The organism is Nocardia wallacei, assembly GCF_029869545.1.
In the GTDB taxonomy this organism is placed as follows: domain Bacteria; phylum Actinomycetota; class Actinomycetes; order Mycobacteriales; family Mycobacteriaceae; genus Nocardia; species Nocardia wallacei_A.
This window is the reverse complement of the sequence record NZ_JARWQD010000311.1, coordinates 1-21,063: the sequence shown is the minus strand read 5'-3', so window position 1 is coordinate 21,063 and position 21,063 is coordinate 1. Positions and strand designations below refer to the sequence as shown.

The window sequence follows — 21,063 nt, the reverse complement described above, 5'->3', positions numbered from 1 at the left end:
CCAGACGTTAGACCACCGCGGTCGGCACGCCCGTGCGCTCCCCTCCCCCGATCTGGGCTTTTCGGTAGTGACGAGCGCCTTCCGGCGGCCGCTGCGACATGACTGCGCATACATGTTTAGATGCGCATATTTCAGTATCGGTATCGTAATAACGATCACAGAGCCGCCCCGCGATGTCCAGCTATCCGCGCAGTGCCGATTCGGCCGCGTCGATCGTCATCGACCGGTACGAGCCGCCGAACAGTACTACATGCACGAGCAGCGGATACAACTGGTGCAGCGGAATGCGGTGCCGCCAACCGGAACTCAACGGATACGCCTCGCGGTAGGCCGCCGTCACGCGATCGAGGTGGGGCGCTCCGAACAGCGCCAGCATGGCCAGATCGGATTCGCGATGGCCACCGTGCGCGGCCGGGTCGATGACCTTCACCCCCGCCGCGGTCCACACCAGATTGCCCGACCACAGGTCGCCGTGAATGCGGCTCGGCGGCTCGGAAGGGCCTGCGAGGGAATCGATCTCGCTCATCACCCGCTCGACCAGGCCGACGCCCCGGGTGCCGAGCCGCGGTGCCGCGGCGGGCAGCAGGGGCGCCAGGCGCCGCTGGGCGTACCACGGCCCCCACTCCCCTGCCGTCGGCGAATTGTCCTGCGGCAGTGTGGCTATGAAGCCCGGCCAGGGCGCGCCGTACTCGGCGGGGCCGGTCGCGTGCAGCGCCGCCAGCGCGCGACCGAACTCCTCGGCCGCCGCTGCCGTGGGCGCGGTCGGCCGCAGCCACGGCAGGACGAGCGTCCGTTCGTCGGACCCCAGGACCGCGGGCACCAGCCCGGCCCGATCCCCCTCCCCCAGCCAGCGCAACCCGGCGGCCTCCGCGTGCAGGGCCGATCCGGACCCCGAATCGAGCTCGCCGTCGGCCGCTTTCACGAAGACGTCCCGTCCGTCGGCCAGGCGGGCACGGTGCAGCGTCCACGCGTGGCTGCGCCCGAGGTCCGACATCGTCGAGACCGGGATACCGAGCAGATCGCTGACGGATGCGGCGGCTTCGCTCATGATCTCGATTCGGCACGGCGAGCCCGGCACGCCGTTACGTTCCGTGTGGTCCGCTGCGGAGGAATTCCGCCGTGGCGGGGTCGGCGGGGAAGAACGATTCGATGGCCAGTTCGGCGACGGTGACGTTCATCGGTGTCCCGAAGACCGTCATGGCGCTGATGAACGCGAGTTCGGTTCCGTTGTGGCGCAGGCGAAGTGGGACCACGGCCTGTTCGGGTTCCGGCAGGCCGGGCGCGTGTTCGCCGCCGGGATAGTCGCGCAGCTCGGCCAGCAGCGCCCCCAGCGGCGCGGAGCCTGTGATCTCGATCTGGCGTTGCAGTCGTTCGAACAGGTGCCCGCGCCATTCGGCGAGGTTGACGATGCGGGGCGCCAGGCCCTGCGGATGCAGGCTCAGCCGCAGCGCGTTCACGGGCGGGGTCAGGAGGTCGGCCGGAATGCCCTGCAGGAACAGCCCGGCGCTGGCGTTGGCGTCGACCATGGTCCAGTGCATGTCGACCGCGAGGGCCGGAAACGGTTCGTGCCCGGCCAGGATCTGGCGCATGGCGGTGCGGACGGGTTGCATCTGCGGGCTGTCCAATCCGGGTTCGGCGTAGACGGGTGCGTATCCCGCGGCCAGCAGCACCCGATTGCGTTCGCGGAGCGGGATTTCCAGCTCCTCGGACAGGTGCAGGATCATCTGGCGGCTCGGGGTGGCGCGGCCGGTCTCGATGAAGCTGAGGTGGCGGGCGGAGGTCTCGGCGCGCCCGGCCAGTTCCAGCTGGCTGAGGCGGCGGGTGACCCGCCAGTGCCGGAGCAGATCACCTGCGGTCTGGGTTTGCACGTGCTCGATCGTACGAACCGGCGTGCGGCGAGACGATTACCCGGCGGGTAATGTGCGCGGGTCCGGGCCGAGCAGGTCCCAGCGATTGCCGGAGATATCGGCGAAGACGGCGACGCGGCCGTAGGGTTCGTCGCGCGGGGCCGTGTGGAATCGGACGCCCGCGGCGGTCATGCGCCGGTATGCCGCGTCGAAATCGTCGACACGCAGGAAGAATCCGACCCGGCCGCCGGTCTGCTGCCCGATCGCGGCGGTTTGTGCCGGGCCGTCGGCGCGGGCGAGCAGGAGGCCGGTGTGCGCGCCGGGTGGGCGGACCACCACCCAGCGTTTGGGGCGGCCGTCGTTGGTGTGTGCCGCGGTGTCCTCCATCAGGTCGAAGCCGAGCAGGTCGACGAAGAAGGCGAGCGCGGGGTCGTAGTCCGCGACGACGAGCGTGACCAGGTCGAGCTGCATGGCCTCGACCCTACGTCGCCGCTATCGGGATCGGTGGGCGGCAAAGTGCGCGAGCGAGGTGGGCGGGTGGCCGCCGTACTTCTCGATATCGGGGGTGACCTGGTACAGGCCGGTGCCCTCGCCGAGCAGGCGGAAGATCTCCCAGAGTTTGGAGAGGTGCTCGGCGGCGTGGCCGGAACCGTAGAACTCCAGGGCCCAGCGATGCCACTGCGGCGGTGCGATATCGGTGTAGGTGCGGCCGAGCAGCCGGGCGGCCTCGCCGATGGGCAGGACGTCGCCGGTGAGCAGCAGCACCGGATCGGCGGGGCGGTCGGCCTCGGCGAGCAGACCGGCGGCGACGCGGGCGACATCGACGGCCGCGATCAGGGGCAGCACCGTGGTCTCCGGGCCCATCGGCAGCGGCAGCCGGGTGCCGTCGCCGGTATCGGCGATCAGGGCGAGATTTTCGTGGAACACGGCGGCGCGCAGATGCACGGCTCCGATACCGGCCCAGTCCAGGACCTGCTCGGCCACCCAGTGCTGGCGCATGCGCGGGGTGAGCGCCTGCGGTCCGGCGGCCAGTTGCGAGACGGCGACGACGCGCTGCAGCTCGGCGTCGCGGGCCGCGACGGCGAAAGCGCCTGCGGCGTCGACGAGTCCGTCGATGACGGGGTAGGTGAAGTAGGCGCGGCGGACGCCGTCGAGGGCGGCGCGGGTGACGGCGATATCGCGCAGGTCGCCGACGACGACCTCCGCGCCGAGGGCGCGCAGCGGGGCGACGCGGTCGTCGTCGGTGTGGACGAAGGCGCGGACCGGGATGCCGCGGCCCAACAGCAGGGCGGCGAGGTGGCGGCCGGTCGAGCCCTGCAGTCCCCCGGCGGCGCCTGTCACGAGTACCGGCTCCATCCGTTCACGGTACCGGTTGACGATTGGCACCAAAGGTGTTTCGCGGTGGTAGGGGTGGTCTCGGTGTGGCAGGACAGGGGCGGGCGGATCTGGCATGGTGGTGGGGTATGAGGACGATCCTGATTACGGGGGCGACATCAGGCATCGGGCTGGCGGCCGCACGGCAGATCGCCGCAGGGGGCGATCGGCTGGTGCTGGTGGGACGCAATCCGGACAAGCTCGCGGCGGCGGCCGATGCGGTGCGCGCGGCGGGGGCGGGCGCGGTGGACACCGTGGAATGCGATGTGGCGTCGCAGGATTCGGTGCGGCGGCTGGCTGGCACGGTGCGCGAGGACTACCCCCGGCTCGATGTGCTGGCCAATAATGCGGGCGGATTCTTCTTCTCCCGCGGCGAGACGGCGGACGGGCTGGAGTCCACCTTCGCGACCAATCACCTGGGCGGATTCCTGCTCACCGAGCTGCTGCTGGATCGGCTGGTGCACAGCGCGCCGTCGCGGATCGTGTTCACCTCGTCGGTGATGCATTACGGCGCGACGGTGGATCTGGACGATCTCGGTTGTGCGCGTGGCTATTCCGGGCAGAAGGCGTACAGCCGGTCCAAGCTGGCGAATGTGCTGTACGCGCGGGAGTTGTCGCGGCGGCTGGCGGGTACGGGGGTGACGGCCAACGCCTTTCATCCCGGTGCGGTGTCGACCGGGATCTGGGATTTCCTGCCGTGGTTCACCAAGCCGGTGATGGGGGCGGTGAAGCGGATCTTCATGGTGCCCGCAGAGGAGGGTGGGCGGCGGCTGGCCTCGCTGGCGACCGATGCCGATCTGGCGGCGGTGACCGGATGCTATTTCCAGAAGGATCGTGTCAAGGCTCCTTCCCGGGTCGCCCAGGACGACGCGCTGGGTGATCGGTTGACGCGGGTGTGCGCGGATCTGGTGGGGCTACCGGCGCCGTCGCGGCCGCAGTAGCAGCGCGCCCTGCCTGCGCGAATCCGCGCAGCGCATGCCGCCGACGGCGGGCCCGGTTATGGTGGGTGCCGTGTCGCTGGTGCAACCCGTCCTCGATCGGCTGCCGGAAACCTATCGCGCCAAACTCGTTCAGCATCAGGAGCTGATGAAGTTCGCGGTGGTCGGCGCGATCACCTGGTTCGTCGATACCGGCGTCGTGTACGCCCTGAAACTGACCGTGCTGCAGGACAAGCCGCTCACCGCGCGTGCGTTCGGCGTGCTGATCGCCACCATCGTGTCCTACATCCTGAATCGGGAGTGGTCGTTCAACACCCGCGGTGGCCGCCAGCGCCACCACGAGGCCGCGCTGTTCTTCGCGGTGAGCGCGCTGTCCATCGGCGTCACCCTGATCCCGCAGGCGATCTCGCTGTACCTGTTCGACATCCGGGTGCCGCACGTCAGCGCGCCGACCCAGGCGGTGGCCAACTTCGTCACCGGGCAGATCCTCGGCGTGGTGCTGGCGATGGGATTCCGGTTCTGGGCGTTGCGCCGCTTCGTATTTCCCGACGATCTGCGCGCGGCCGAATACGAGCTGCTCTGATCCGGGCATCGTCAGGGAGATGGGCGCGATGCTCGAGCACGGCGGGGCGGCGGGGCTGGATCGGTGGCGCGGCCGCGGCTATGTGGCACTGGGCAGTTCGTACGCGTCGGGGCCGGGGATCGCGCCGCGGGTGCGGCAGTCGCCGCGGCTGGCGGGGCGCTCGCACAACAACTATCCGCATCGGGTCGCGAGCGCGGCCGGGCTGCGGCTCACCGATGTCACCAGCAGCGGCGCCACCTGCGAGCACATTCTGCGGGAACGCCAGTTCGGGCAGCCGCCGCAGCTCGAGGCCGTCGATGCGGACACGGATCTGGTCACGGTCACGATCGGGGGCAACGATATCGGTCTCACCCCCTATCTGATCGCGCGCCGGCTGCCGCGGCCGCTGCGGCTGCTGCCGAAATTGGCCGAACTGGGCGACGAGACGGCGGTCAACCATCGCCTGCACACCGTGGAGCGGCGGATCACCGAGGTGCTCGAGGGTGTCGGCGAGCGGGCGCCGCACGCGCGGGTGCTGGTGGTGAACTATCTGTCGGTGCTCGGCCCCGCGACGACGGCCGATACCGCCGTCGACCGCAACTACCGGCACTTCGCCGAGGCGCTCGCCACCCACACCGCGGCGGCGGCCGCCCGCGCCGGGGCCGACCTCGTCGACGTGCGCACGCCCAGCCTCGCGCATGCCGCCGGTACGCCCGATGCGTGGACCGTCGACTTCTATGTCCCGGCCCCCGGCCGTCACTATCCCGGGGCGCCCTGTCATCCCACCGCCGCCGGGATGGCCGCGGTCGCCGACCTCGTCCTCGCCCACCTCGCCACCGCCGCGCCACGGCGCTGAATACCGCGCCGACTCGCGCCGTGCCGGACCGGCTCCCCACCGGCGGCAGCGGCCCGCTTCCGCGCGACGCGACGGTGTGTCATGCTGCATTCGACCCTGGTCGGCACGACGATGTGTAAGGCCCCCGATGGACGACATCGACCGGCGCATTCGGCTCTCCGCGATTCGCGTGCAGTGGTCCGCGCCCGATCGCATCTTCATCGCGTCCACCGACCAGTTTCCGGGGATCACCTATCGCGACGAATCCTCACTGGTGGCGATGAGCGGCCTCGTCGAGACCCTCCACGACCACATCGACCCGCACGGCCCCGGTTCCGCCTGACGCGCGGGAACACGAGCGGGGGAATACCGCCGACTGCTGTTTCCGGGCCGTTTTCCACCGCGACGTACCATGTGCTCTCCGCAGTGGCTCCGTGGAGGTGCAGGTGACAACGGACAACGCAGCAGGGCGGCCGATCTCGCGGTACGTCGCGCTCGGTGACAGCCAGACCGAGGGTGTCGGCGACCCCGACGGCCGGGGCGGTCATCGCGGCTGGGCCGATCGCCTGGCCGATCACCTGGCACGGGCCTATCCCCGGTCGGCGTATGCCAATCTGGCGGTGCGCGGACGGCGGGCGGCCGCCATTCGCGCCGAGCAACTCGGGCCCGCGCTCGCGCTCGAGCCCGACCTCGCCTCCGTGGTGGCGGGAATGAACGACCTGATCCGCCCCCGCTTCGACCAGGACGCGGTACTCGCGGACATCGATGCCATGTTCGCCGCGCTCACCGCCGCCGGTGCCCGCGTGGTGACGTTCACCTATCCCGATATCGGCGGCGTGGCCCCGATCGTGCGGCCGCTGTCGGCGCGCGTGCGGGCGATGAATGCCCGGGTGCGGGAGCTGGCCCGGCGGCCCGGCGTCATCCTCGTCGATTTCGAGCCGGTCGCGGCCACCACCGACCCGCGGGTGTGGGCCGAGGATCGCCTGCATCTCAATCCGCTCGGCCACGATCTGGTCGCCCGCGCGGTCGCCGATACCCTGCGCCTTCCGGGTGCCGACGGCAGCTGGCGGCAGCCGCTGCCGCCGCTGCGGCGCGGCCTGACCGAACTGGTCGCGGCCGAATTGCGGTGGGCCGCACTGCATATGGCTCCCTGGATCGGGCGGCGCCTGCGCGGGGTGTCCTCCGGCGCGGGCGTGACCGCCAAACGCCCGCAGCTGCTGCCGATCGCCGACTGATCCGGGTTGTGGCGGGCGCCACCCGGACTGAACGCCGCGGCCGGTCCCGCGGACCGTACGATGTCCGGGTGCGGTCATCGGCGGATCCTGCGGCGCGGTTGCGTGGCGCGTGCGTCGGCGCGGCGTCGGGGGCCGTGAGTATTGCCGCTCATGCGCTCGGTGGTGGCGCGATCGCGGTCGGATCCACCGCTCTCACCCTGCTCGTCACCGCGTGCACGCTCACCGGAGTCCTGGTTTCCGCGATCGGTAGCGGGCTGCCGCGGCTGATGCTCATGCTCGCGGCGGGGCAGGCGATCGGGCATGCCGCGCTGTCGATGTCGCCGGAGCACTGTCATCCGGCGATGTTCAGCTCCGCGATGCTCATCGCGCACCTGGTGGCGATTCCGGTGGGCGCCTTGCTCATTCGCGGCGCCGAGGTCGCGCTCGGCCGCGCCCTGTCGAGTGTGCGGCGGGCCGTGGTCGCGCTCGCGGCTTCCGTGCCCGCGCCGCCGGGGTCCCCTCTCCTCCCCCGCCACACCGGGGGCGCGGCGCCGCGGCGCCTGCTGATCAGTTCGGGTATCGGGCGGCGCGGGCCACCACGGGACCCGGCCTTCTTCCTCCACCGTTCGGTAGGTCTCGCGATCGCGTGACCTGACCCGCCCGGATCGCGAGGCCGTCCCGGCACCCCGCCGTGAGTCCGGCCGACAGATCCGCGCGGACGCAGGTCCGCGCCGACAGGGAAACCGGCACAGCCGAGCCCGGCACCGTCCGCAACCAGCCGTCGCCGATCCGGACCGCACTCGGGGGTCGATGTAGCACCCGGAATCGGCGGTCCATGCCGCACACGGCGCACCGTGCTCGGAAGGGCTCGTCGGACACGACGGCGGCGAACCGGGCACTGCGGCTGCGGTGCGCCCTCGGATGGCCTGGCTCCGCGTGGGTCTCGCGTGCCGCGGGCACGGACAGCGTGAGCGTCCGCTGCTCACGGTTGCGTGCCGCGCGATTGCGTGCGCGCTCGACGGCCACGGCGTACCGGACGGTGGTGTCCCCTACCTCTCAGAAACGGAGTTCTCCATGTCCACATACACTTTCGCCCGCTTCGGCGGCCTGGCCGTCGCGGTCCTCGCCGTCCCGGTCGTACTCACCGGCTGCTCGTCCGGGAACGACACCGCTGCGGCCTCCCAGGCCGATTCGGTGCGGGTTGCCGAGCAGTGGATCAAGGCCGCCGACCACGGCATGTCCGCGGCCTTCGCCGAATTCGACAACACCTCCGACCGCGAGGCCCGCATCGTCGACGCCACCAGCCCCGCCTCGGGCCGGATGGAGATCCACGAGACCGTCGACACCAACGGCTCGAAGACGATGCGCCCCAAGGCCGGTGGCATGCCCGTCCCGGCGCACGGGAGCGCGACGCTGCAACCGGGCTCGGACCACCTGATGTTCATGGATCTGAAGGCGCCGCTGCGCACCGGCTCGGAGGTGCCGATCACGCTGAAGTTCGCCGACGGCTCCAGCACCACCTTCACCGCTCAGGTGCGCGACTTCCCCGGCAACAAGGAGAACTACGCACCCACCGGCGACTCCCCCGCCGCGCACGGTGGCTGAGCCGCGGCTGTCGCGACGGCGCCTGCTCGGCGGGGGCGCCGCCGCGGCCGGAATCGCCGGTGCCGCCGGAATCGCTTGGAGCGCCGAGAGATTCGCGCACTCCGAGTCCGAACCGGATCCGGCGCAGGCGACCGAACCGTGCTACGGACCCCACCAGGGCGGCATCGCGACCGCGCCGCAGCGACACGCGGCCTTCGTCGCGCTGGACCTGCGGCCCGGGACCGGCCGCGACGATATCGCCGGGCTGCTGAAGCTGTGGACCGGTGACGCCGCCCGGCTCACCCGGGGCCGCCCGGCGCTCGCCGACACCGAACCCGAACTGGCCGCGCGACCGGCGCGGCTCACCGTCACCATCGGGTTCGGGCCGCGGCTGTTCACCGTCGCGGGGCTGGAGTCGGCACGCCCGCGCTGGCTGCGGCCGCTGCCGCGGTTCCCGATCGACCGGCTCGACCCCGCCTACGGCGACGGGGACCTGCTGCTGCAGGTCTGCGCGGACGAGGCGACGACGGTCTCGCACGCGGTGCGGGCGCTGTGCAAGAGCGTGACCTCGCTGGTGTCGGTGCGGTGGGTGCAGCGCGGCTTCCGCAACGCGGCGCGGGGCCAGACGATGCGGAATCTGATGGGTCAGGTCGACGGCACCGTCAACGTCGAACCGGGCGAGTTCGATCGGCTCGTCTGGGACGACGGCGCCACCCACCCCTGGCTGGCCGGGGGCACCTCGCTGGTGCTGCGCCGGATCGAGATGAACCTCGACACCTGGGACGAACTCGACGCCGACGGCCGCGAGCTCACGGTGGGGCGGCGCATCGCCACCGGTGCGCCGCTGACGGGGACCCGCGAATTCGACGAACCGGATTTCGCGGCCGTGGACCGCAACGGCATTCCGGTCATTCCGCCCTCGTCGCATATCGCCCGCGCCCACCACACCACCGACGGCGAACGGTTCCTGCGGCGCGGCTACAACTACGACGACGCCCCCGCACCGGGCGCCACCTCGAATTCGGGCCTGCTGTTCGCGTCCTACCAGCGCGATATCGACACCCAGTTCCTGCCGGTGCAGGCCCGGCTGGCCGAATTCGACGCGCTCAACACCTGGACGACGCCCGTCGGATCCGCGGTCTTCGCGATCGCGCCCGGCGCGTCCGGGCCGGGCGACTACGTCGGGCGGCCGCTGTTCGAGGGGTGAGTGAATCCGCCGCCGTCGCCTGCCACAGCGCAACCGGCCGACCGGTTCTGCGCACAAAACCCTGCCAGCAGCAGTTACTACGCGCGTAGTATGAGGTCATGGGTTTCGAGTGGCCGGATTGGGCGCTCGCTCACCTGATCGGCATCGAGACCTCCGAGGTTCGGCAGATCCTCGAGAGCAGGCGGCGGTGGCCGCGGCTCGCCCACGACGGCAACGTCGCGGTGCTCACCCTGTGGGCCCGCACCGACGCCGGGCGGCCGCTCATCGTCGCCGCCCGCCGGCAGGACAGCTGGACGTGGCTGATCATCGGCGCCCGCGAGATGCGCGGCGACGAACTGACGGTGTTCGAACAGTGGGAACAGGAGAACCGGCGATGAGCGACAAGGACTTCCCGTCCACCCCGCAGGAGGTGACGGCATTCCTGGACCGGCTGACCTTCAGCGACGACCCGGTATCCCCGGAACAGGTACCGCCGCCGCTGCCGCCGGACGAGGACATCATGATCACCAGCTCCATCCGGCTGCCGCTGCGCCTGCACACCCGGCTCAAACAGCTCGCGGCCGAACGCGGGATCGGCCTGTCCACGCTGGTCCGTGAGTGGCTCGAGGCCGCCATCGCCGAACTCGACGACGACCAGCTCATCTCCCGCGCCGAGGCCCGCATGGCCCTGTCCCGCCTGCATCCGGCACGGCGAGCGGGCTGAGCATCGCGCACCGCTGCGGCTTCGTCCGATCGATCAGCGGACCGGCGCGGGGGCACCGGTGCCGACGGCAACCAGAGGAGTGGCGCAGTGAGTGTCGATCACGCGAAACAGGTGGTGCGGGAACGCATCTGGTCGTTGCTGGCCCACGAGCGCGCGGTGCCCGACGGCGCGCCCTGCAACATTCCCGAATTCGTCGGCGCCGCGGCCGCCGCCGACCGGCTCGCCGAGTTGCCCGAGTGGCGCGCCGCGCGCGTGATCACCACGGTGCCCGATACCGCCCAGCTACCGGTGCGGCGGCACGCGCTGGCCGCGGGGAAGCTGATCTACATGGCCTGCCCGCGCCTCGCCGCGGCCAAGCCGTTCTACCTGCTCGATCCCGCGTATCTCCCGGTCCCGGCGGCCGAGGCCGCCCGCAAGGACATCGCCGTGCGGATCGCCCGCAATGTGGAGGTCGACGAGATGCTGCCGATCGACCTGATCGTGCTCGGCAGCGTCGCGGTCAATCGCCGGGGTGTGCGGCTGGGCAAGGGCGCGGGGTACTCCGATATCGAGATCGCGCTGCTGCAGGAGGTCGGGCTGATCGATGAGCGCACCCTCATCGCCACCACCGTGCACCGGCTGCAGGTCGTCGACGACGAACTGCCCGAGGCCGACCACGATTGCCGCGTCGACCTGATCGTCACCCCCGACGCGGTGATCCGCTGCGACGAGCCGCACCGCCCGCCCGGCCTGCGCTGGGACTCGCTGCCCGCCGACAAGATCGCCGCCATTCCCGCCCTCGCCGCACGCTACGCGTTGCGCTGAGGTAAACCTCGAGTCCCCCGGTACCGCCGCGCGGGTCAGCGGGCCGTGGTGCGGAAGCGGGCTCGGTAGGCCGACGGGGTGATGCCCAGGTGCCGGAGGAAGGCGCGGCGCAGCGATTCGTCGCTGCCCAGTCCCGAGCGGCGGGCCGCCGCCGTCACCGATTCGCCGGATTCGAGCATGGCCTGCGCGGCCTCCACCCGCGCCGACTCCACGAAAGCGGCTGGCGTGGTGGCCAATTCGTCGCCGAACAGGCGGGTCAGATGCCGGGTGCTGACGGCGGCGCGGGCGGCCATGGCGGTCAGGGAATGATCTCCGGCCGGGTCGGCGAGCACCGCGTCCAGGACCGCGCGCAGGCCGTCGCGGCGCGGGCGCGGGGTGCGGGCGGCCACCGAGAACTGGGACTGTCCGCCGGGACGCTGCAGGAAGATCACCAGATCGCGGGCCACGTCGCGGGCCAGCGCGGGACCCTCGTCCTCCTCCACCAGCGCCAGCGCCAGATCCAGCCCGGCGCTCACCCCGGCCGAGGTCAGCACGGCGCCGTCGCGGACGTAGATGGCGTCCGGTTCGACGGTGATCCCCGGATACGCGCGGGCCAGGCGCCCGGCATGCCGCCAGTGTGTGGTCGCGCGGCGGCCGGTCAGCAGCCCGGCCTGTGCCAAGGCGAACGCGCCCGTGCACACCGAGGCCACCCGCCGCGCCGGGCCCGACAACTCGCCGAGCGCGGCCACGAGTTCGGGCGGAACCGGTGCGTGCGGCAGCGCCGGACCGCCCGGCACCAGCACGGTATGTGGTTGCGCGAGAGCCGAATACGCGGCGTCCACCAGCAGCCGGGTGCCCGACGCGGTGGTCACCGGCTCCCCGGCCGGGGAGCACAGCGTGATCTCGTACCGCCCGCCCAGGGCGTTCGCCGTGCTGAACACCTCCAGCACCGCCGTGGTATCCAGCAGCCGCACCCCCTCGAACGCCAGCACGGCCACCTGTCTGCCCATGCCGCGACACTAGCAACCCGCGATGTCTGCATGTGTGGGGTTCGTGTCCTGAAGGACACGGCGGTGGCTGGGATACCCAGGCGATCCTGAAGTCCGCGCGACGCCGTGCCGACGACGGTCCCGCCGTCGCCGACATCGTGACCTCCGACCGGAAGGACCTACCGTGACCCGACCGCCCCTGCCGCCGTTCACCGATGAAGCCGCCGCCCGCGAGAAGGTGCAGCTGGCCGAGGACGCCTGGAACACCCGGGATCCGCAGCGGGTGGCGCTCGCCTATACGCCGGATTCGGTGTGGCGCAACCGCGGCGAGTTCGTCACCGGCCGCGACGAGATCGTCGCGTTCCTCACCCGCAAGTGGGAGCGCGAACTCGACTACGCACTGCGCAAGCAGCTGTGGGGATTCCGCGGTCACCGCATGGCCGTGCGCTTCCAGTACGAATGGCACGACGCGGCGGGCCTGTGGTGGCGCAGCTACGGCAACGAACTGTGGGAGTTCGACGACTCGGGCCTGATGCGCCGCCGCGAGGCCAGCATCAACGACACCCGGATCGCCGAGTCCGAGCGTCGCATCTTCGGCCCCCGTCCCGCCGAGGAGCGCGGGATCGAGCTGCCGCTGCGCTGAGAATGCCGCGCCGAGAATGTCGTCGCGCCGCAGAGCCCGGCGGCCCGCTCGTCGACCGCTCGCGCGGTGGCATGCGCCCCGTTGCCGGACCGCGTTGTCATTCGGCCCGGTGGCCGGGGCCGTCCCGCTCCCCGCCCGTCCCCCGAGTGGACGGCGGCAGCGCCCGCTCCGGCACGGCCCGTAGCTCGCTCGCGCGGGCGGACCGGCGGTGGACGCGGTGCCATGCCGTCCGGCCGCACCGGACGACCGGACCGTAGCGGCCGGTCGTTCCGGCCGCCGGGAGGCCCGGACCGATCCCGGCCGTGCGGTACACCTCCGGATGGTTCACCACCGCGTGCGCCGCGGCCAGCGCCGCCGCCAGGGACCATCGACGCAGTGCCGTCGCCAGCGGCGCCCGCGACCCCACGGCACCGATCAGGTCCTCGCGGGCCCGCTCCAGATGCAGCACCCCGGTCAGCAGGCGCAGCCGCGCGGCCCGGCGCACCTGCGTCTGCCGCCCCGGATCGTCGGCCAGCGAGCCCGCCAGCTGCGCCGCCAGCTGCTCGATCAACCCGGCGAGCCCCCGATCGACCGGAACCGGCGGCAGCCACGGCGCCAGTCGCGCCGCCACCCGCACCCGCAGCGGCGGCCGGTACGGCACCAGCCCGGTCGCGGCGACCAGACGCACGAACATCGTCGAATTGCGGTCGGAACCCTCGAGCAGCACCACCGTCAGCCCCGTCAGGTCCTCGCCGTGGCCGCCCGCCTCCGGGGCCCGCAGCAGCGACAGCACCGCCTGTGCGCACATGCCCGCATCCAGCAGCCGCGCCAGCTCCCGCCGGCCGAGCTCCCGGCGCTGCGTCTGGTCCAGCCGCCACCACAGCCACCGCGCGTGCAGCGAAATCCGATGCCGCGGAAAACGATCCAGCTCGGCGGCCGGACCGGGAGGAGAATCGTAGCCACCGCCGGACATCGTTGTCCCTCACGAACTTTCGCCGAATCACCGCGAACCGGCGGGTATCCAGTACCGCCGGTTCCGAGTATAGTGACGAGTGTGAGCGCCGTCTCACCCGATGTCAACGCCGCACATCCGCGATCACCACACCGGTCACCCCGGTCTCGACCGCCCCCGGAAATCGTTGCCGCGACCGATATTTGCGGCGCCGTCCCCGATTCCGGCTTGTAGCATCACCGAAGTGGTAGCAGGCAGCAGGCAGATGCACTCCGCGAACGGCACCCGGGTCGACGCCCGCAGCGAACGCTGGCGCGACCACCGGCGGCGCGTCCGCGCCGAGTTCGTCGACGCCGCGCTGCGCGCCCTCGACGAGCACGGCCCCGAGGTGAGCATGGGCGATATCGCCCGGACCGCCGGCGCCGCCAAACCCAAGCTCTACCGCCACTTCGCCGACAAGATCGACCTCTACGACGCCGTCACCGACCGCATGGCCGAGATCCTGTGGGAGCGCATCACCGCCAGCATCGACCTCACCCACGATCCGGCGGCCGAACTGGTGCGGCGCGCGGCCACCGAGTACGCGCTGGTGGTGACCGAGCATCCCAACGTGTTCCGGTTTCTCATGCACGGCCACTTCACCCAGCGCTCCGACGACTCCGAGCGCGCGCTGCAGTCGGCGAGGCAGTCCGCCCGGCGGGCCGCCCACCTGCTCGCGGCGGCGGTCGGCGCGGAGCCGGACGCCGAATCCCGCACCGCCGCAACCCGTGACATCGATCTCGACGGCACCGAGATGATCGTCTACTCGACCTTCGGCGCGGTCGCCTCCGCCACCGACTGGTGGATCGGCGCGGACCGGCTACCCGAGCGCCCGATGCCGATCGAGGAGTTCGTCGGCTACCTGGCGTCGATCATCGCGGCGCTCGCCCAGAGTTCCGCGCGTCGCAACGGCATCGACCTGGATCCGCGGCGACCGCTGCACGCCGCGTTCTCCCGCCGCTGAGCGCGTCCCCGGCGCTCACGTCCACAGCACGGCGACCAGCACGTTGACGATCGCCAGCCCGCCCGCCGCATCGGCCATCCACGCAACCGCCTTGCCGCGCTTGGCATCCGCGTGCGCGACCTCGGCGAACCCCGCCACCGCGACCGCGATCACCAGCTTCACGATCACCTTGGCCATGACCAGATTCTTGTCGAGGGAGTCGATCCCCTCGGCCATCCCGACCAGCACCACCCCGGTAACGATCTGCGCCCGCGCGCCCCAGACCATCACCTCGTTCACCCGCGGCCGACCGGAGGCGTAGCCGCCGATGACCGCGGCGAGGCCGAGCAGATGCGCCGCGATCATCAGGTTGTAGACGAATGTCATGACTACACAGAGTAGTTGATCTACCCCGCAGTCAACGACATTCGGTAGTAGAAATCGCCACGATTGCGAGTTTCGGCCCCGGATACCCCGGGTAGTCCTCTCCAAGTGGCTCTCTCAGTCCATGCCGTGCCGTCCGGCGCGGGGGGCGCAGTGGGTCGGGTTGTCGTGGGTCGCATGGTGGATGGCTAGGAGAAGAGGGTGGCGGTTGTACTCGTGCTGCGCGCACGTGGGCTGGGTGATCTCCTCACCGCAGTCCCGGCTCTTCGCGCGCTGCGCCGGGCCAGGCCACATGATCACATCGCGCTGGCCGCCCCGCATCGGCTCAAACCGATCGTGGACATGATCGCGTCGATCGATGAGATGGTGCCGACCCCGGACCCGGAAAGCCTGCGCTACGACGGGGAACCGCCCGCGCTGGCGGTCAACCTGCACGGCGCGGGGACCGAGGGCATCGTGGAGCTGGGCAAGACCAATCCCGCCCGCATCCTCACCTACCGCAATCCCGCCTTCCCCGACCTCGACGGGCCGGTCTGGCAGCAGGACATGCACGACGTCGACCGGTGGTGCCATCTGCTGGAATCCGACGGGATCGCCGCCGACCGCCGCAATCTCGGGCTGGTGCCGCCCGTGGCCACCACCAGTCACCGCGACTGCGTGGTCGTGCACATCGGCGCGGGCTCGCCCGCCCGGCGCTGGCCCCCGGAGCGCTTCGCCGCCGTGGTGCGGCACCTGCTCGTGCAGGGGCGCGAGGTGGTGCTCACCGGCGACGAGTTCGAACGCGAGATCGCGCTCAACATCGCCGCGCGCGCGGGGTTGCCGCATCGGCACGTGCTGGCCGGACAGCAGAACCTCGTCGAACTGTCGGCCACCGTCGCCGAGGCCGCCCTGGTGGTGTGCGGCGATACCGGGGTCGCGCACCTGGCCACCGCCTTCGGCACCCGCACGGTCCTGCTCTTCGGGCCCACCTCCCCCAACCACAGCGGACCGCCGCCGCACCTGCTCGGCCGGCACGTGGTGCTGTGGGCGGGCCGCACCGGCGACCACCACGCCGACACCCCCGACCCGGGACTGCTCGAGATCAGCGTCGCCGAGGTGATCGACGCCCTCGACAAACAGCTGCGCAAGCGCCCGTGGCCCGGCGCCGAGGTAGACCGCCGCCGCCAGGCCGCCTACCGCCGCGTCGGCTGACTTCCGAGGCACGACACCCGCGCGGCGGCGAGCGCTCACCGGCCACCGCCGCATCGCGCTCCGGCCTGCCTCGACCCTGGCGAGCCGTCGCCTCGGCCTCACACCTGCCCGGCTCCGGCGTCGGAGATGGCCGCCGCGTATGCCGCCAGAGCGCTCGGCCAGAACTGCTCGAGGTAGTCGCGGGCGTCGGCCAGGCCGCGTGGGTCCAGGGCGTACAGGCGGCGGTTGCCGTGGGGGCGGACCATGACCAGCCGGGCCTCGCGCAGCACCCGAAGATGCTGCGATACCGCCGAACTGCTCACCCCGACCGTCGCGGCCAGCTCCCCGACGGCCCGGGGCGCCTGCGGTAGCGCCTCGAAAATCGCGCGCCGAGTCGGATCCGCAAGGGCAACCAAGGCCCTGACTCCGTTAGTCGCCACTAAAACAGACTGCCCGTTCACCGACACGCCGGTCAAGGTCCGAGCCTCCGGAGTCGCTCCCGGTCGAGAGCGTTTTACCTGCGTGTCGTTATCCGGCCGTGATCGCTCAGCTGGTACTTTGCCGCGCTGTGATGGTCACAACACGATTGCGGAACCACGCGGTATCTGTCGTAGGTTCGCAGCCATGCCCGTGATCGTTCCGTTACCTTCGCGCCGGGCCCGGCGGGCCGCCGCCCAGGCCGTGGCGATCACCGCGGTCATCGGCGCCTCGGTGGGTGCCCTGTCCGCCGCCGACCGCCACGGCGACGGCTCCGCCCCCGGACTCGCCGCCCTGCAGCACACCCTTCCCCCCGCGGCACCACCCGCCGCCGACGAGCCGCGCACGCTGAACGCGGTGGCCGCCCACGAGCCGCCCGAACTACCGCCCCCGCCGATGAACAAGGCCGCCAAGGAAATCCGCCCGTCCGCGGTGCGGCCGGTCGCCGGGGTGCTCAGCTCGCTGTTCGGCATGCGCTGGGGTGCCCTGCACGCCGGGATCGACTTCGCCGAGCCGCTCGGCAGTCCGATCGCCTCGGTCACCGACGGCACGATCATCGAGGCCGGGCCCGCGTCCGGATTCGGCATGTGGGTCCGGGTGCAGCAGGACGACGGCACCGTCGGCGTCTACGGCCACGTCAACGACATCCTCGTCACGGTCGGCCAGCACGTGCGCGCCGGCGACATCATCGCCACGGTCGGCGATCGCGGCTTCTCCACCGGGCCGCATCTGCACTACGAGGTGTGGTCGCACGACAACGGCGACAAGATCGACCCGATTCCGTGGCTCGCCGCGCGCGGTATCGACGTGGGGCCGATGCAGGACTGAGTTCCGGCCGCCGGAAGCTGCCGGGGTGGGCTTGGGCGTGCACGCCGGTCGGCCCGCCGCGCGGTCGGTCACCGGCCGGTCATTCGGGGTCGAAAGTGCACGCCCAGGCCCTTCCCGGCAGCCTCCCGCCCGGGACGCGAAACTCGTTGCCGCAGCATGCCGTTCATCGTCTGATACCGGAGTATCGGGTGCGGATACCACCTGCGGGGGACGTGCGGGGTGGTGCGCCGATCCTAGCGTCGGGCCATGACCATCACCGCTGTTCCCGCCACCGCCCTGCGGCGACCGCATCGGCCGCTGCTGGCCTGCACCGCCGCGATGGGTGTGCTCGCCGTCTTCTGCCTGGGCGCCATGGTCGTCGACCATCGACAACTGCTGGGCGAATCGGTCTGGCTCAAGCCGTTCAAGTTCGGGCTGGCGTTCCTGCTGTACGCCGGGACGCTGGCGTGGCTGTTGTCGTTGCCGCACAGGGGATCCCGGGCCACCTGGTGGCTGGGCACCGTCTTCGCGGTCACCGGGTTCGTCGATGTGGGATTCGTCGTCGTGCAGGCCGCCCGCGGCACCTTCAGCCATTTCAACGCCGACAGCACCGACCGGGTGAACGAGATCGGGCAGATGGTCTTCGCCTCCGGCGTGCCCGGCCTGTTCGTCGCGAATCTGCTGATCGTGCTGACCCTGTCGTGGCAGCGGCTGCTGGACCGGCCGACCTCCCGCGCCATCCACGCCGGGCTCGCCCTGGCCGTGGCGGGGATGGCGCTCGGCTACCTGATGGGCTTCACCGGCGAGCAGACCGTCCGCGACACCGACGGACGCGCGCTGCAGCTGTCGGCCGGGCATACGGTCATGCGGTCCGCACCCCCGGTCCGCGACGGAGTGGACACCATGCCGATCACACACTGGAGCACCGGGGGCGGCGACCTGCGGGTTCCGCATTTCGCCGGGCTGCACGGCATCCAGGTGCTGCTCGCGGCCGTGGTCGCGCTGGCCTGGCTCGCGCGGCGCCATCCGTGGCTGACCGAGCGCGCCCGTGCCCACCTGATCGGCGTGCTCGCCATCGGCTACGCGGGAATGCTCGCCTTGCTGCTGCGCCAGGCCCTGCGGGCCCAGCCGCTCCTGCGCCCGGACGCTGCGACCGTACTGACGGCTGCTGCCCTCGGCGCACTCACCCTCGCCGCCGCAGCAGGCGTCGTGCTGCGAGCCCGCCGCGCTGCGGGGTCACCTGAATGTGGTGTGCCAGCGCGGTTCTCGGCCCTCGCGGAGGGCGGCGAGGCCCTCCACCGGGTCGCGGTGGGGTATGAGGTTGTCGAGCAGGTCGGCGGGGCGGCCGATCGGGCCGTCGGGGGCGGTGGCGGGGTCGGTGCGGGCCATGAAGGACAGGGCCGCGCGGATGGCGACGGGTGAGCGGGCGGCGACGTCGGCGGCCATCTCCCGGGCGACGGCGACGGCCTTGCCGGTCGGGGCCAGCCGTGCGACCAGGCCCGCCGCCACGGCCTCGCCCGCGTCGATCCGCCGCCCGGTGATGATCATGTCGTGTGCCAGGGCGCGGCCCACGGTCCGGGGCAGTCGCACCAGCACCCCGGGCCCGGGCGACTGCCCGATCGCGGTGTCGGGCAACGCGAACGACGCCGCGTCGTCGGCGACGACCAGATGACAGGCCAGGACGAGTTCGAGCCCACCACCGTCGGCGCGGCCGTTGACCGCCGCGATCACCGGCTTGGTCAGCTCGCGGGCCACCAGGCCGCCGAATCCGCTGCGCGGCTGCCCCAGCAGCTGCATCGGTGAGGCCATCTCGGCGAGATCGTGCCCGACGCAGAACGCCTCCTCGCCCGCACCGCACAGCACCGCGACCCACAGATCGTCGTCGTGCTGGAAGGCGGTGAAGATCTCGTCGAGTTCGCGCTGCGCCGCGGCATTCAGCGCGTTGCCGGACTCGGGCCGATCGATCGTCACCTCCAGGATGTGCCCCGACCGCGTGACGAGCACGTGGGAGTAGTCGTCGCGGAATCCGGGCACCGTGTGTCCCAGCAGTTCGTCCATCCGCTCGCGATCGACGGCGACCCGGTTGCCCGCATCGGTGGACCGCACGAATACGCGCTCCCCGATCGGCTGCCCGTCCCCGGTGAGCGCGTCCATCAGGTCGCCGTCGCCCGCGAGGGTGTTGGCGAGGAACCGGCGGCCGTCGTCGAGCCTGCCGACCACGATGCCGACGCGGGACCCGTCGCGATCGAACCGCACGACGAAACTCTCGATGACGCCCCAGCCGTCGGCGTGGACGGCCACCGGCACCCCGGTCACCGCGTCCAGCTCGGCCTGCACCGTCGCCGCGCGCGACCGGCGCCAGACGGCGGGCGCGGTGGTGTAGATGCCCACCGAATGTTTGCTGAGCACGCCGCCGTTGGCGACCACCATGCCGTGGCTGCCCGGCCGATCACGCACGCGCGCAACGATTTCCGCGATCGCATGGGTGGAGTAGTTGTTGCCGGGACCGCCGAAGTACGGCAGGCCCCCGGTGGCCGTCAGGCCGCGCGGATCGTCCGGGTCCAAGCCGAGGCCGTCACAGATATTGAACACGGCGATCGGAAAGCAGCTGTAGAGATCCATCGCCGACAGCCGGTCGGCGCTGACCCCGGCCATGTCGAGCGCGGACCGGACCGCCGCGACGGCCGCCGGGCTGCGGCTCAGGTCCGGACGCGCGAGCAGTTCGCGTTCGGTCAGATCGGCGTGGCCCGCGAGGAACACCATGCGCTCGCCGGGGACCCCGAGCCGCCGCGCGGTCGCCAGCGACATGACCAGGACCGCGGCACCCTGATTGACCTGTTCGCGGGCGATCAGCAGGCGCGTGTAGACGTCGGTGACCCGCCGGTTGCGCTCGTTCTCCTCGATCAGTTCCGCGGCGTCGCGCGCCACCGGCGCCGCCGCGTGCGGATTGCCCGCGGCGACCGCGCTGAACCGGCTGAACAGCGCGCCCATGGCCCGCGCGTACTCCGCCCGTGAGGCGCCCACGCGGGCCCGGCGGGCGTTCTCCAGCACCGAGTACGACACCAGCGGCTCCACCATCTGATGCAGCACGGCCTGCGCCGGGGTCATCCCCTCGATGCCGTAGCCGCGGTCCTCCAGCGAGCCCTCGGCATGCTCGCCGAAATCGGGCCGCTCGGCGGCGGGGCGGCCCGCCAGGTCGCGGACGGTGGAGATCGCCTCCGCGCCGAAAAGCACCGCGGCATCGCATTTTTCGTCCGCGATATCCCCGCACAGTTCGGTGAGGAGCTGCTGCGGTCCCTGTCCGCCGGTCGGCCCCAGGATCGCCCGGCGCGGGTCGGCACCGACGCGCCCGGCCACGGCCCGCGCCACATTGTCCGGCGCGCCCAGCGCGGGCCGGGCGAAGGCGCTCGAATCGTCGAACGCGCGAACGGCGACGACCGTGTCGAGCGCGGCGATCACGGCCTCGGCGTCACCGCCGGAATCGGCCGCCGCGGCCCGCACCGCGGCGGGGGGGCGGGGGGGGGGCGGGCGGAGGCGGAGGCCCCGGGGGGGGGGGGGCGGGGGGGGCCGGGGGCCCCCCCCCCCCCCCCCCGGGGGGGGGGGGGCGCCCGCCCCCCCCCCCCCGGCCCGCCG

General features: G+C 72.0%; 24 protein-coding genes and 1 pseudogene. 16 read left to right on the top strand and 9 right to left on the bottom strand.

Translation table 11 applies throughout. The features are described 5' to 3' along the window. Nucleotides 1-181: 181 nt before the first annotated feature. Genes QH290_RS27920 through QH290_RS27905 form a run of 4 tightly spaced genes read right to left on the bottom strand, consistent with a single transcriptional unit; the run spans nt 182 to nt 3,203 of the window. The gene (locus tag QH290_RS27920; RefSeq protein WP_280386136.1) at nt 182-1,048 is read right to left on the bottom strand and encodes a fructosamine kinase family protein; all 867 of its coding nucleotides are present in this window, start codon (nt 1,046-1,048) and stop codon (nt 182-184) included. Between the two features lie 34 nt (nt 1,049-1,082). Then, complete coding sequence (locus QH290_RS27915) at nt 1,083-1,868, bottom strand: helix-turn-helix domain-containing protein (protein WP_280386135.1); 786 nt, start codon at nt 1,866-1,868, stop codon at nt 1,083-1,085. A gap of 36 nt (nt 1,869-1,904) precedes the next feature. Next, nucleotides 1,905-2,318 (bottom strand): VOC family protein, encoded by a 414-nt coding sequence (locus QH290_RS27910; protein ID WP_280386134.1) that lies wholly within the window; start codon nt 2,316-2,318, stop codon nt 1,905-1,907. A 21-nt stretch (nt 2,319-2,339) separates the two neighbouring features. Beyond that, a complete protein-coding gene (locus QH290_RS27905; RefSeq protein WP_280386132.1) occupies nt 2,340-3,203 on the bottom strand; it encodes an NmrA family NAD(P)-binding protein in 864 nt (287 codons plus the stop codon). 107 nt (nt 3,204-3,310) lie between these two features. Here QH290_RS27905 and QH290_RS27900 point away from each other — a divergent pair, with 107 nt between their 5' ends. The 11 genes from QH290_RS27900 (at nt 3,311) to QH290_RS27850 (ending at nt 11,068) form a co-directional block, all read left to right on the top strand. After that, entirely contained in the window at nt 3,311-4,162 is an 852-nt protein-coding gene (locus tag QH290_RS27900) for an SDR family NAD(P)-dependent oxidoreductase (RefSeq protein WP_280386130.1), read from the top strand. Between the two features lie 70 nt (nt 4,163-4,232). Beyond that, nucleotides 4,233-4,742 (top strand): GtrA family protein, encoded by a 510-nt coding sequence (locus tag QH290_RS27895; protein ID WP_280266061.1) that lies wholly within the window; start codon nt 4,233-4,235, stop codon nt 4,740-4,742. Between the two features lie 19 nt (nt 4,743-4,761). Beyond that, nucleotides 4,762-5,577 carry an SGNH/GDSL hydrolase family protein gene (locus tag QH290_RS27890; RefSeq protein WP_280266062.1) on the top strand — a complete coding sequence of 272 codons (816 nt, stop codon included), beginning with the start codon at nt 4,762-4,764 and terminating at the stop codon, nt 5,575-5,577. Nucleotides 5,578-5,704: 127 nt separating this feature from the next. Beyond that, nucleotides 5,705-5,899: a hypothetical protein gene (locus QH290_RS27885; protein ID WP_280266063.1), complete on the top strand. Its 195-nt coding sequence runs from the start codon at nt 5,705-5,707 to the stop codon at nt 5,897-5,899. A 103-nt stretch (nt 5,900-6,002) separates the two neighbouring features. Next, nucleotides 6,003-6,791, top strand: coding sequence for an SGNH/GDSL hydrolase family protein (locus QH290_RS27880; protein WP_280266064.1), 789 nt, complete (start codon nt 6,003-6,005; stop codon nt 6,789-6,791). Nucleotides 6,792-6,859: 68 nt separating this feature from the next. Next, nucleotides 6,860-7,420: a hypothetical protein gene (locus QH290_RS27875; protein WP_280386128.1), complete on the top strand. Its 561-nt coding sequence runs from the start codon at nt 6,860-6,862 to the stop codon at nt 7,418-7,420. Nucleotides 7,421-7,844: 424 nt separating this feature from the next. Beyond that, nucleotides 7,845-8,375: a copper chaperone PCu(A)C gene (locus QH290_RS27870; RefSeq protein WP_280386125.1), complete on the top strand. Its 531-nt coding sequence runs from the start codon at nt 7,845-7,847 to the stop codon at nt 8,373-8,375. Then, nucleotides 8,368-9,561, top strand: a complete 1,194-nt coding sequence (locus tag QH290_RS27865) for a Dyp-type peroxidase (RefSeq protein WP_280386123.1) — start codon at nt 8,368-8,370, stop codon at nt 9,559-9,561. Before QH290_RS27870 ends, QH290_RS27865 begins: the two co-directional genes overlap by 8 nt. Before the next feature lie 98 nt (nt 9,562-9,659). Beyond that, nucleotides 9,660-9,938 carry a hypothetical protein gene (locus tag QH290_RS27860; RefSeq protein ID WP_280266068.1) on the top strand — a complete coding sequence of 93 codons (279 nt, stop codon included), beginning with the start codon at nt 9,660-9,662 and terminating at the stop codon, nt 9,936-9,938. Continuing rightward, complete coding sequence (locus QH290_RS27855; protein WP_280266069.1) at nt 9,935-10,264, top strand: hypothetical protein; 330 nt, start codon at nt 9,935-9,937, stop codon at nt 10,262-10,264. The genes QH290_RS27860 and QH290_RS27855 overlap by 4 nt, the downstream gene beginning before the upstream one ends. An 87-nt stretch (nt 10,265-10,351) precedes the next feature. Then, entirely contained in the window at nt 10,352-11,068 is a 717-nt protein-coding gene (locus tag QH290_RS27850) for a 5-formyltetrahydrofolate cyclo-ligase (protein WP_280266070.1), read from the top strand. 35 nt (nt 11,069-11,103) lie between these two features. Here the strand turns inward: QH290_RS27850 and QH290_RS27845 are convergent, their stop codons facing one another. Beyond that, a complete protein-coding gene (locus tag QH290_RS27845; protein WP_280266071.1) occupies nt 11,104-12,057 on the bottom strand; it encodes a GlxA family transcriptional regulator in 954 nt (317 codons plus the stop codon). A gap of 163 nt (nt 12,058-12,220) precedes the next feature. Between QH290_RS27845 and QH290_RS27840 the strand changes: the two genes are divergently transcribed. Beyond that, nucleotides 12,221-12,679, top strand: a complete 459-nt coding sequence (locus tag QH290_RS27840; protein ID WP_280266072.1) for an SgcJ/EcaC family oxidoreductase — start codon at nt 12,221-12,223, stop codon at nt 12,677-12,679. Between the two features lie 97 nt (nt 12,680-12,776). Here the strand turns inward: QH290_RS27840 and QH290_RS27835 are convergent, their stop codons facing one another. Then, on the bottom strand, nt 12,777-13,631 hold the full coding sequence (locus tag QH290_RS27835; RefSeq protein WP_280266073.1) for a diiron oxygenase: 855 nt from the start codon (nt 13,629-13,631) through the stop codon (nt 12,777-12,779). A gap of 223 nt (nt 13,632-13,854) precedes the next feature. On the opposite strand from QH290_RS27835, the gene QH290_RS27830 reads away from it, so the two are divergent. After that, nucleotides 13,855-14,613 (top strand): TetR/AcrR family transcriptional regulator, encoded by a 759-nt coding sequence (locus tag QH290_RS27830; RefSeq protein ID WP_280266074.1) that lies wholly within the window; start codon nt 13,855-13,857, stop codon nt 14,611-14,613. Nucleotides 14,614-14,628: 15 nt separating this feature from the next. Here the strand turns inward: QH290_RS27830 and QH290_RS27825 are convergent, their stop codons facing one another. Next, complete coding sequence (locus QH290_RS27825; RefSeq protein WP_280266075.1) at nt 14,629-14,979, bottom strand: hypothetical protein; 351 nt, start codon at nt 14,977-14,979, stop codon at nt 14,629-14,631. 198 nt (nt 14,980-15,177) lie between these two features. Between QH290_RS27825 and QH290_RS27820 the strand changes: the two genes are divergently transcribed. Then, a complete protein-coding gene (locus QH290_RS27820; protein WP_280266076.1) occupies nt 15,178-16,167 on the top strand; it encodes a glycosyltransferase family 9 protein in 990 nt (329 codons plus the stop codon). A 98-nt stretch (nt 16,168-16,265) separates the two neighbouring features. Here the strand turns inward: QH290_RS27820 and QH290_RS27815 are convergent, their stop codons facing one another. Then, nucleotides 16,266-16,586: an ArsR/SmtB family transcription factor gene (locus QH290_RS27815; RefSeq protein ID WP_280266077.1), complete on the bottom strand. Its 321-nt coding sequence runs from the start codon at nt 16,584-16,586 to the stop codon at nt 16,266-16,268. A 184-nt stretch (nt 16,587-16,770) separates the two neighbouring features. On the opposite strand from QH290_RS27815, the gene QH290_RS27810 reads away from it, so the two are divergent. Together QH290_RS27810 and QH290_RS27805 are read left to right on the top strand one after the other, a co-directional pair. Then, entirely contained in the window at nt 16,771-17,451 is a 681-nt protein-coding gene (locus QH290_RS27810; protein WP_280266078.1) for a M23 family metallopeptidase, read from the top strand. A gap of 246 nt (nt 17,452-17,697) precedes the next feature. Continuing rightward, nucleotides 17,698-18,852 (top strand): hypothetical protein, encoded by a 1,155-nt coding sequence (locus tag QH290_RS27805; protein ID WP_280386121.1) that lies wholly within the window; start codon nt 17,698-17,700, stop codon nt 18,850-18,852. Here QH290_RS27805 and QH290_RS27800 read toward each other — a convergent pair. Continuing rightward, a pseudogene (locus tag QH290_RS27800) lies at nt 18,742-19,860 on the bottom strand (enoyl-CoA hydratase-related protein); the annotation flags it as partial. The gene QH290_RS27805 and the pseudogene QH290_RS27800 overlap by 111 nt on opposite strands. Nucleotides 19,861-21,063: the final 1,203 nt, after the last annotated feature.

What these genes read in the sequence shown, in the direction of transcription:
- QH290_RS27870 (WP_280386125.1), top strand. Translation starts at nt 7,845, where the DNA reads ATGTCCACATACACTTTCGCCCGCTTCGGCGGCCTGGCCGTCGCGGTC.
- QH290_RS27860 (WP_280266068.1), top strand. Translation starts at nt 9,660, where the DNA reads ATGGGTTTCGAGTGGCCGGATTGGGCGCTCGCTCACCTGATCGGCATC.
- QH290_RS27910 (WP_280386134.1), bottom strand. Translation starts at nt 2,318, where the DNA reads ATGCAGCTCGACCTGGTCACGCTCGTCGTCGCGGACTACGACCCCGCG.
- QH290_RS27885 (WP_280266063.1), top strand. Translation starts at nt 5,705, where the DNA reads ATGGACGACATCGACCGGCGCATTCGGCTCTCCGCGATTCGCGTGCAG.
- QH290_RS27855 (WP_280266069.1), top strand. Translation starts at nt 9,935, where the DNA reads ATGAGCGACAAGGACTTCCCGTCCACCCCGCAGGAGGTGACGGCATTC.
- QH290_RS27810 (WP_280266078.1), top strand. Translation starts at nt 16,771, where the DNA reads ATGCCCGTGATCGTTCCGTTACCTTCGCGCCGGGCCCGGCGGGCCGCC.
- QH290_RS27905 (WP_280386132.1), bottom strand. Translation starts at nt 3,203, where the DNA reads ATGGAGCCGGTACTCGTGACAGGCGCCGCCGGGGGACTGCAGGGCTCG.
- QH290_RS27920 (WP_280386136.1), bottom strand. Translation starts at nt 1,048, where the DNA reads ATGAGCGAAGCCGCCGCATCCGTCAGCGATCTGCTCGGTATCCCGGTC.
- QH290_RS27805 (WP_280386121.1), top strand. Translation starts at nt 17,698, where the DNA reads ATGACCATCACCGCTGTTCCCGCCACCGCCCTGCGGCGACCGCATCGG.
- QH290_RS27890 (WP_280266062.1), top strand. Translation starts at nt 4,762, where the DNA reads ATGGGCGCGATGCTCGAGCACGGCGGGGCGGCGGGGCTGGATCGGTGG.
- QH290_RS27835 (WP_280266073.1), bottom strand. Translation starts at nt 13,631, where the DNA reads ATGTCCGGCGGTGGCTACGATTCTCCTCCCGGTCCGGCCGCCGAGCTG.
- QH290_RS27845 (WP_280266071.1), bottom strand. Translation starts at nt 12,057, where the DNA reads ATGGGCAGACAGGTGGCCGTGCTGGCGTTCGAGGGGGTGCGGCTGCTG.
- QH290_RS27900 (WP_280386130.1), top strand. Translation starts at nt 3,311, where the DNA reads ATGAGGACGATCCTGATTACGGGGGCGACATCAGGCATCGGGCTGGCG.
- QH290_RS27825 (WP_280266075.1), bottom strand. Translation starts at nt 14,979, where the DNA reads ATGACATTCGTCTACAACCTGATGATCGCGGCGCATCTGCTCGGCCTC.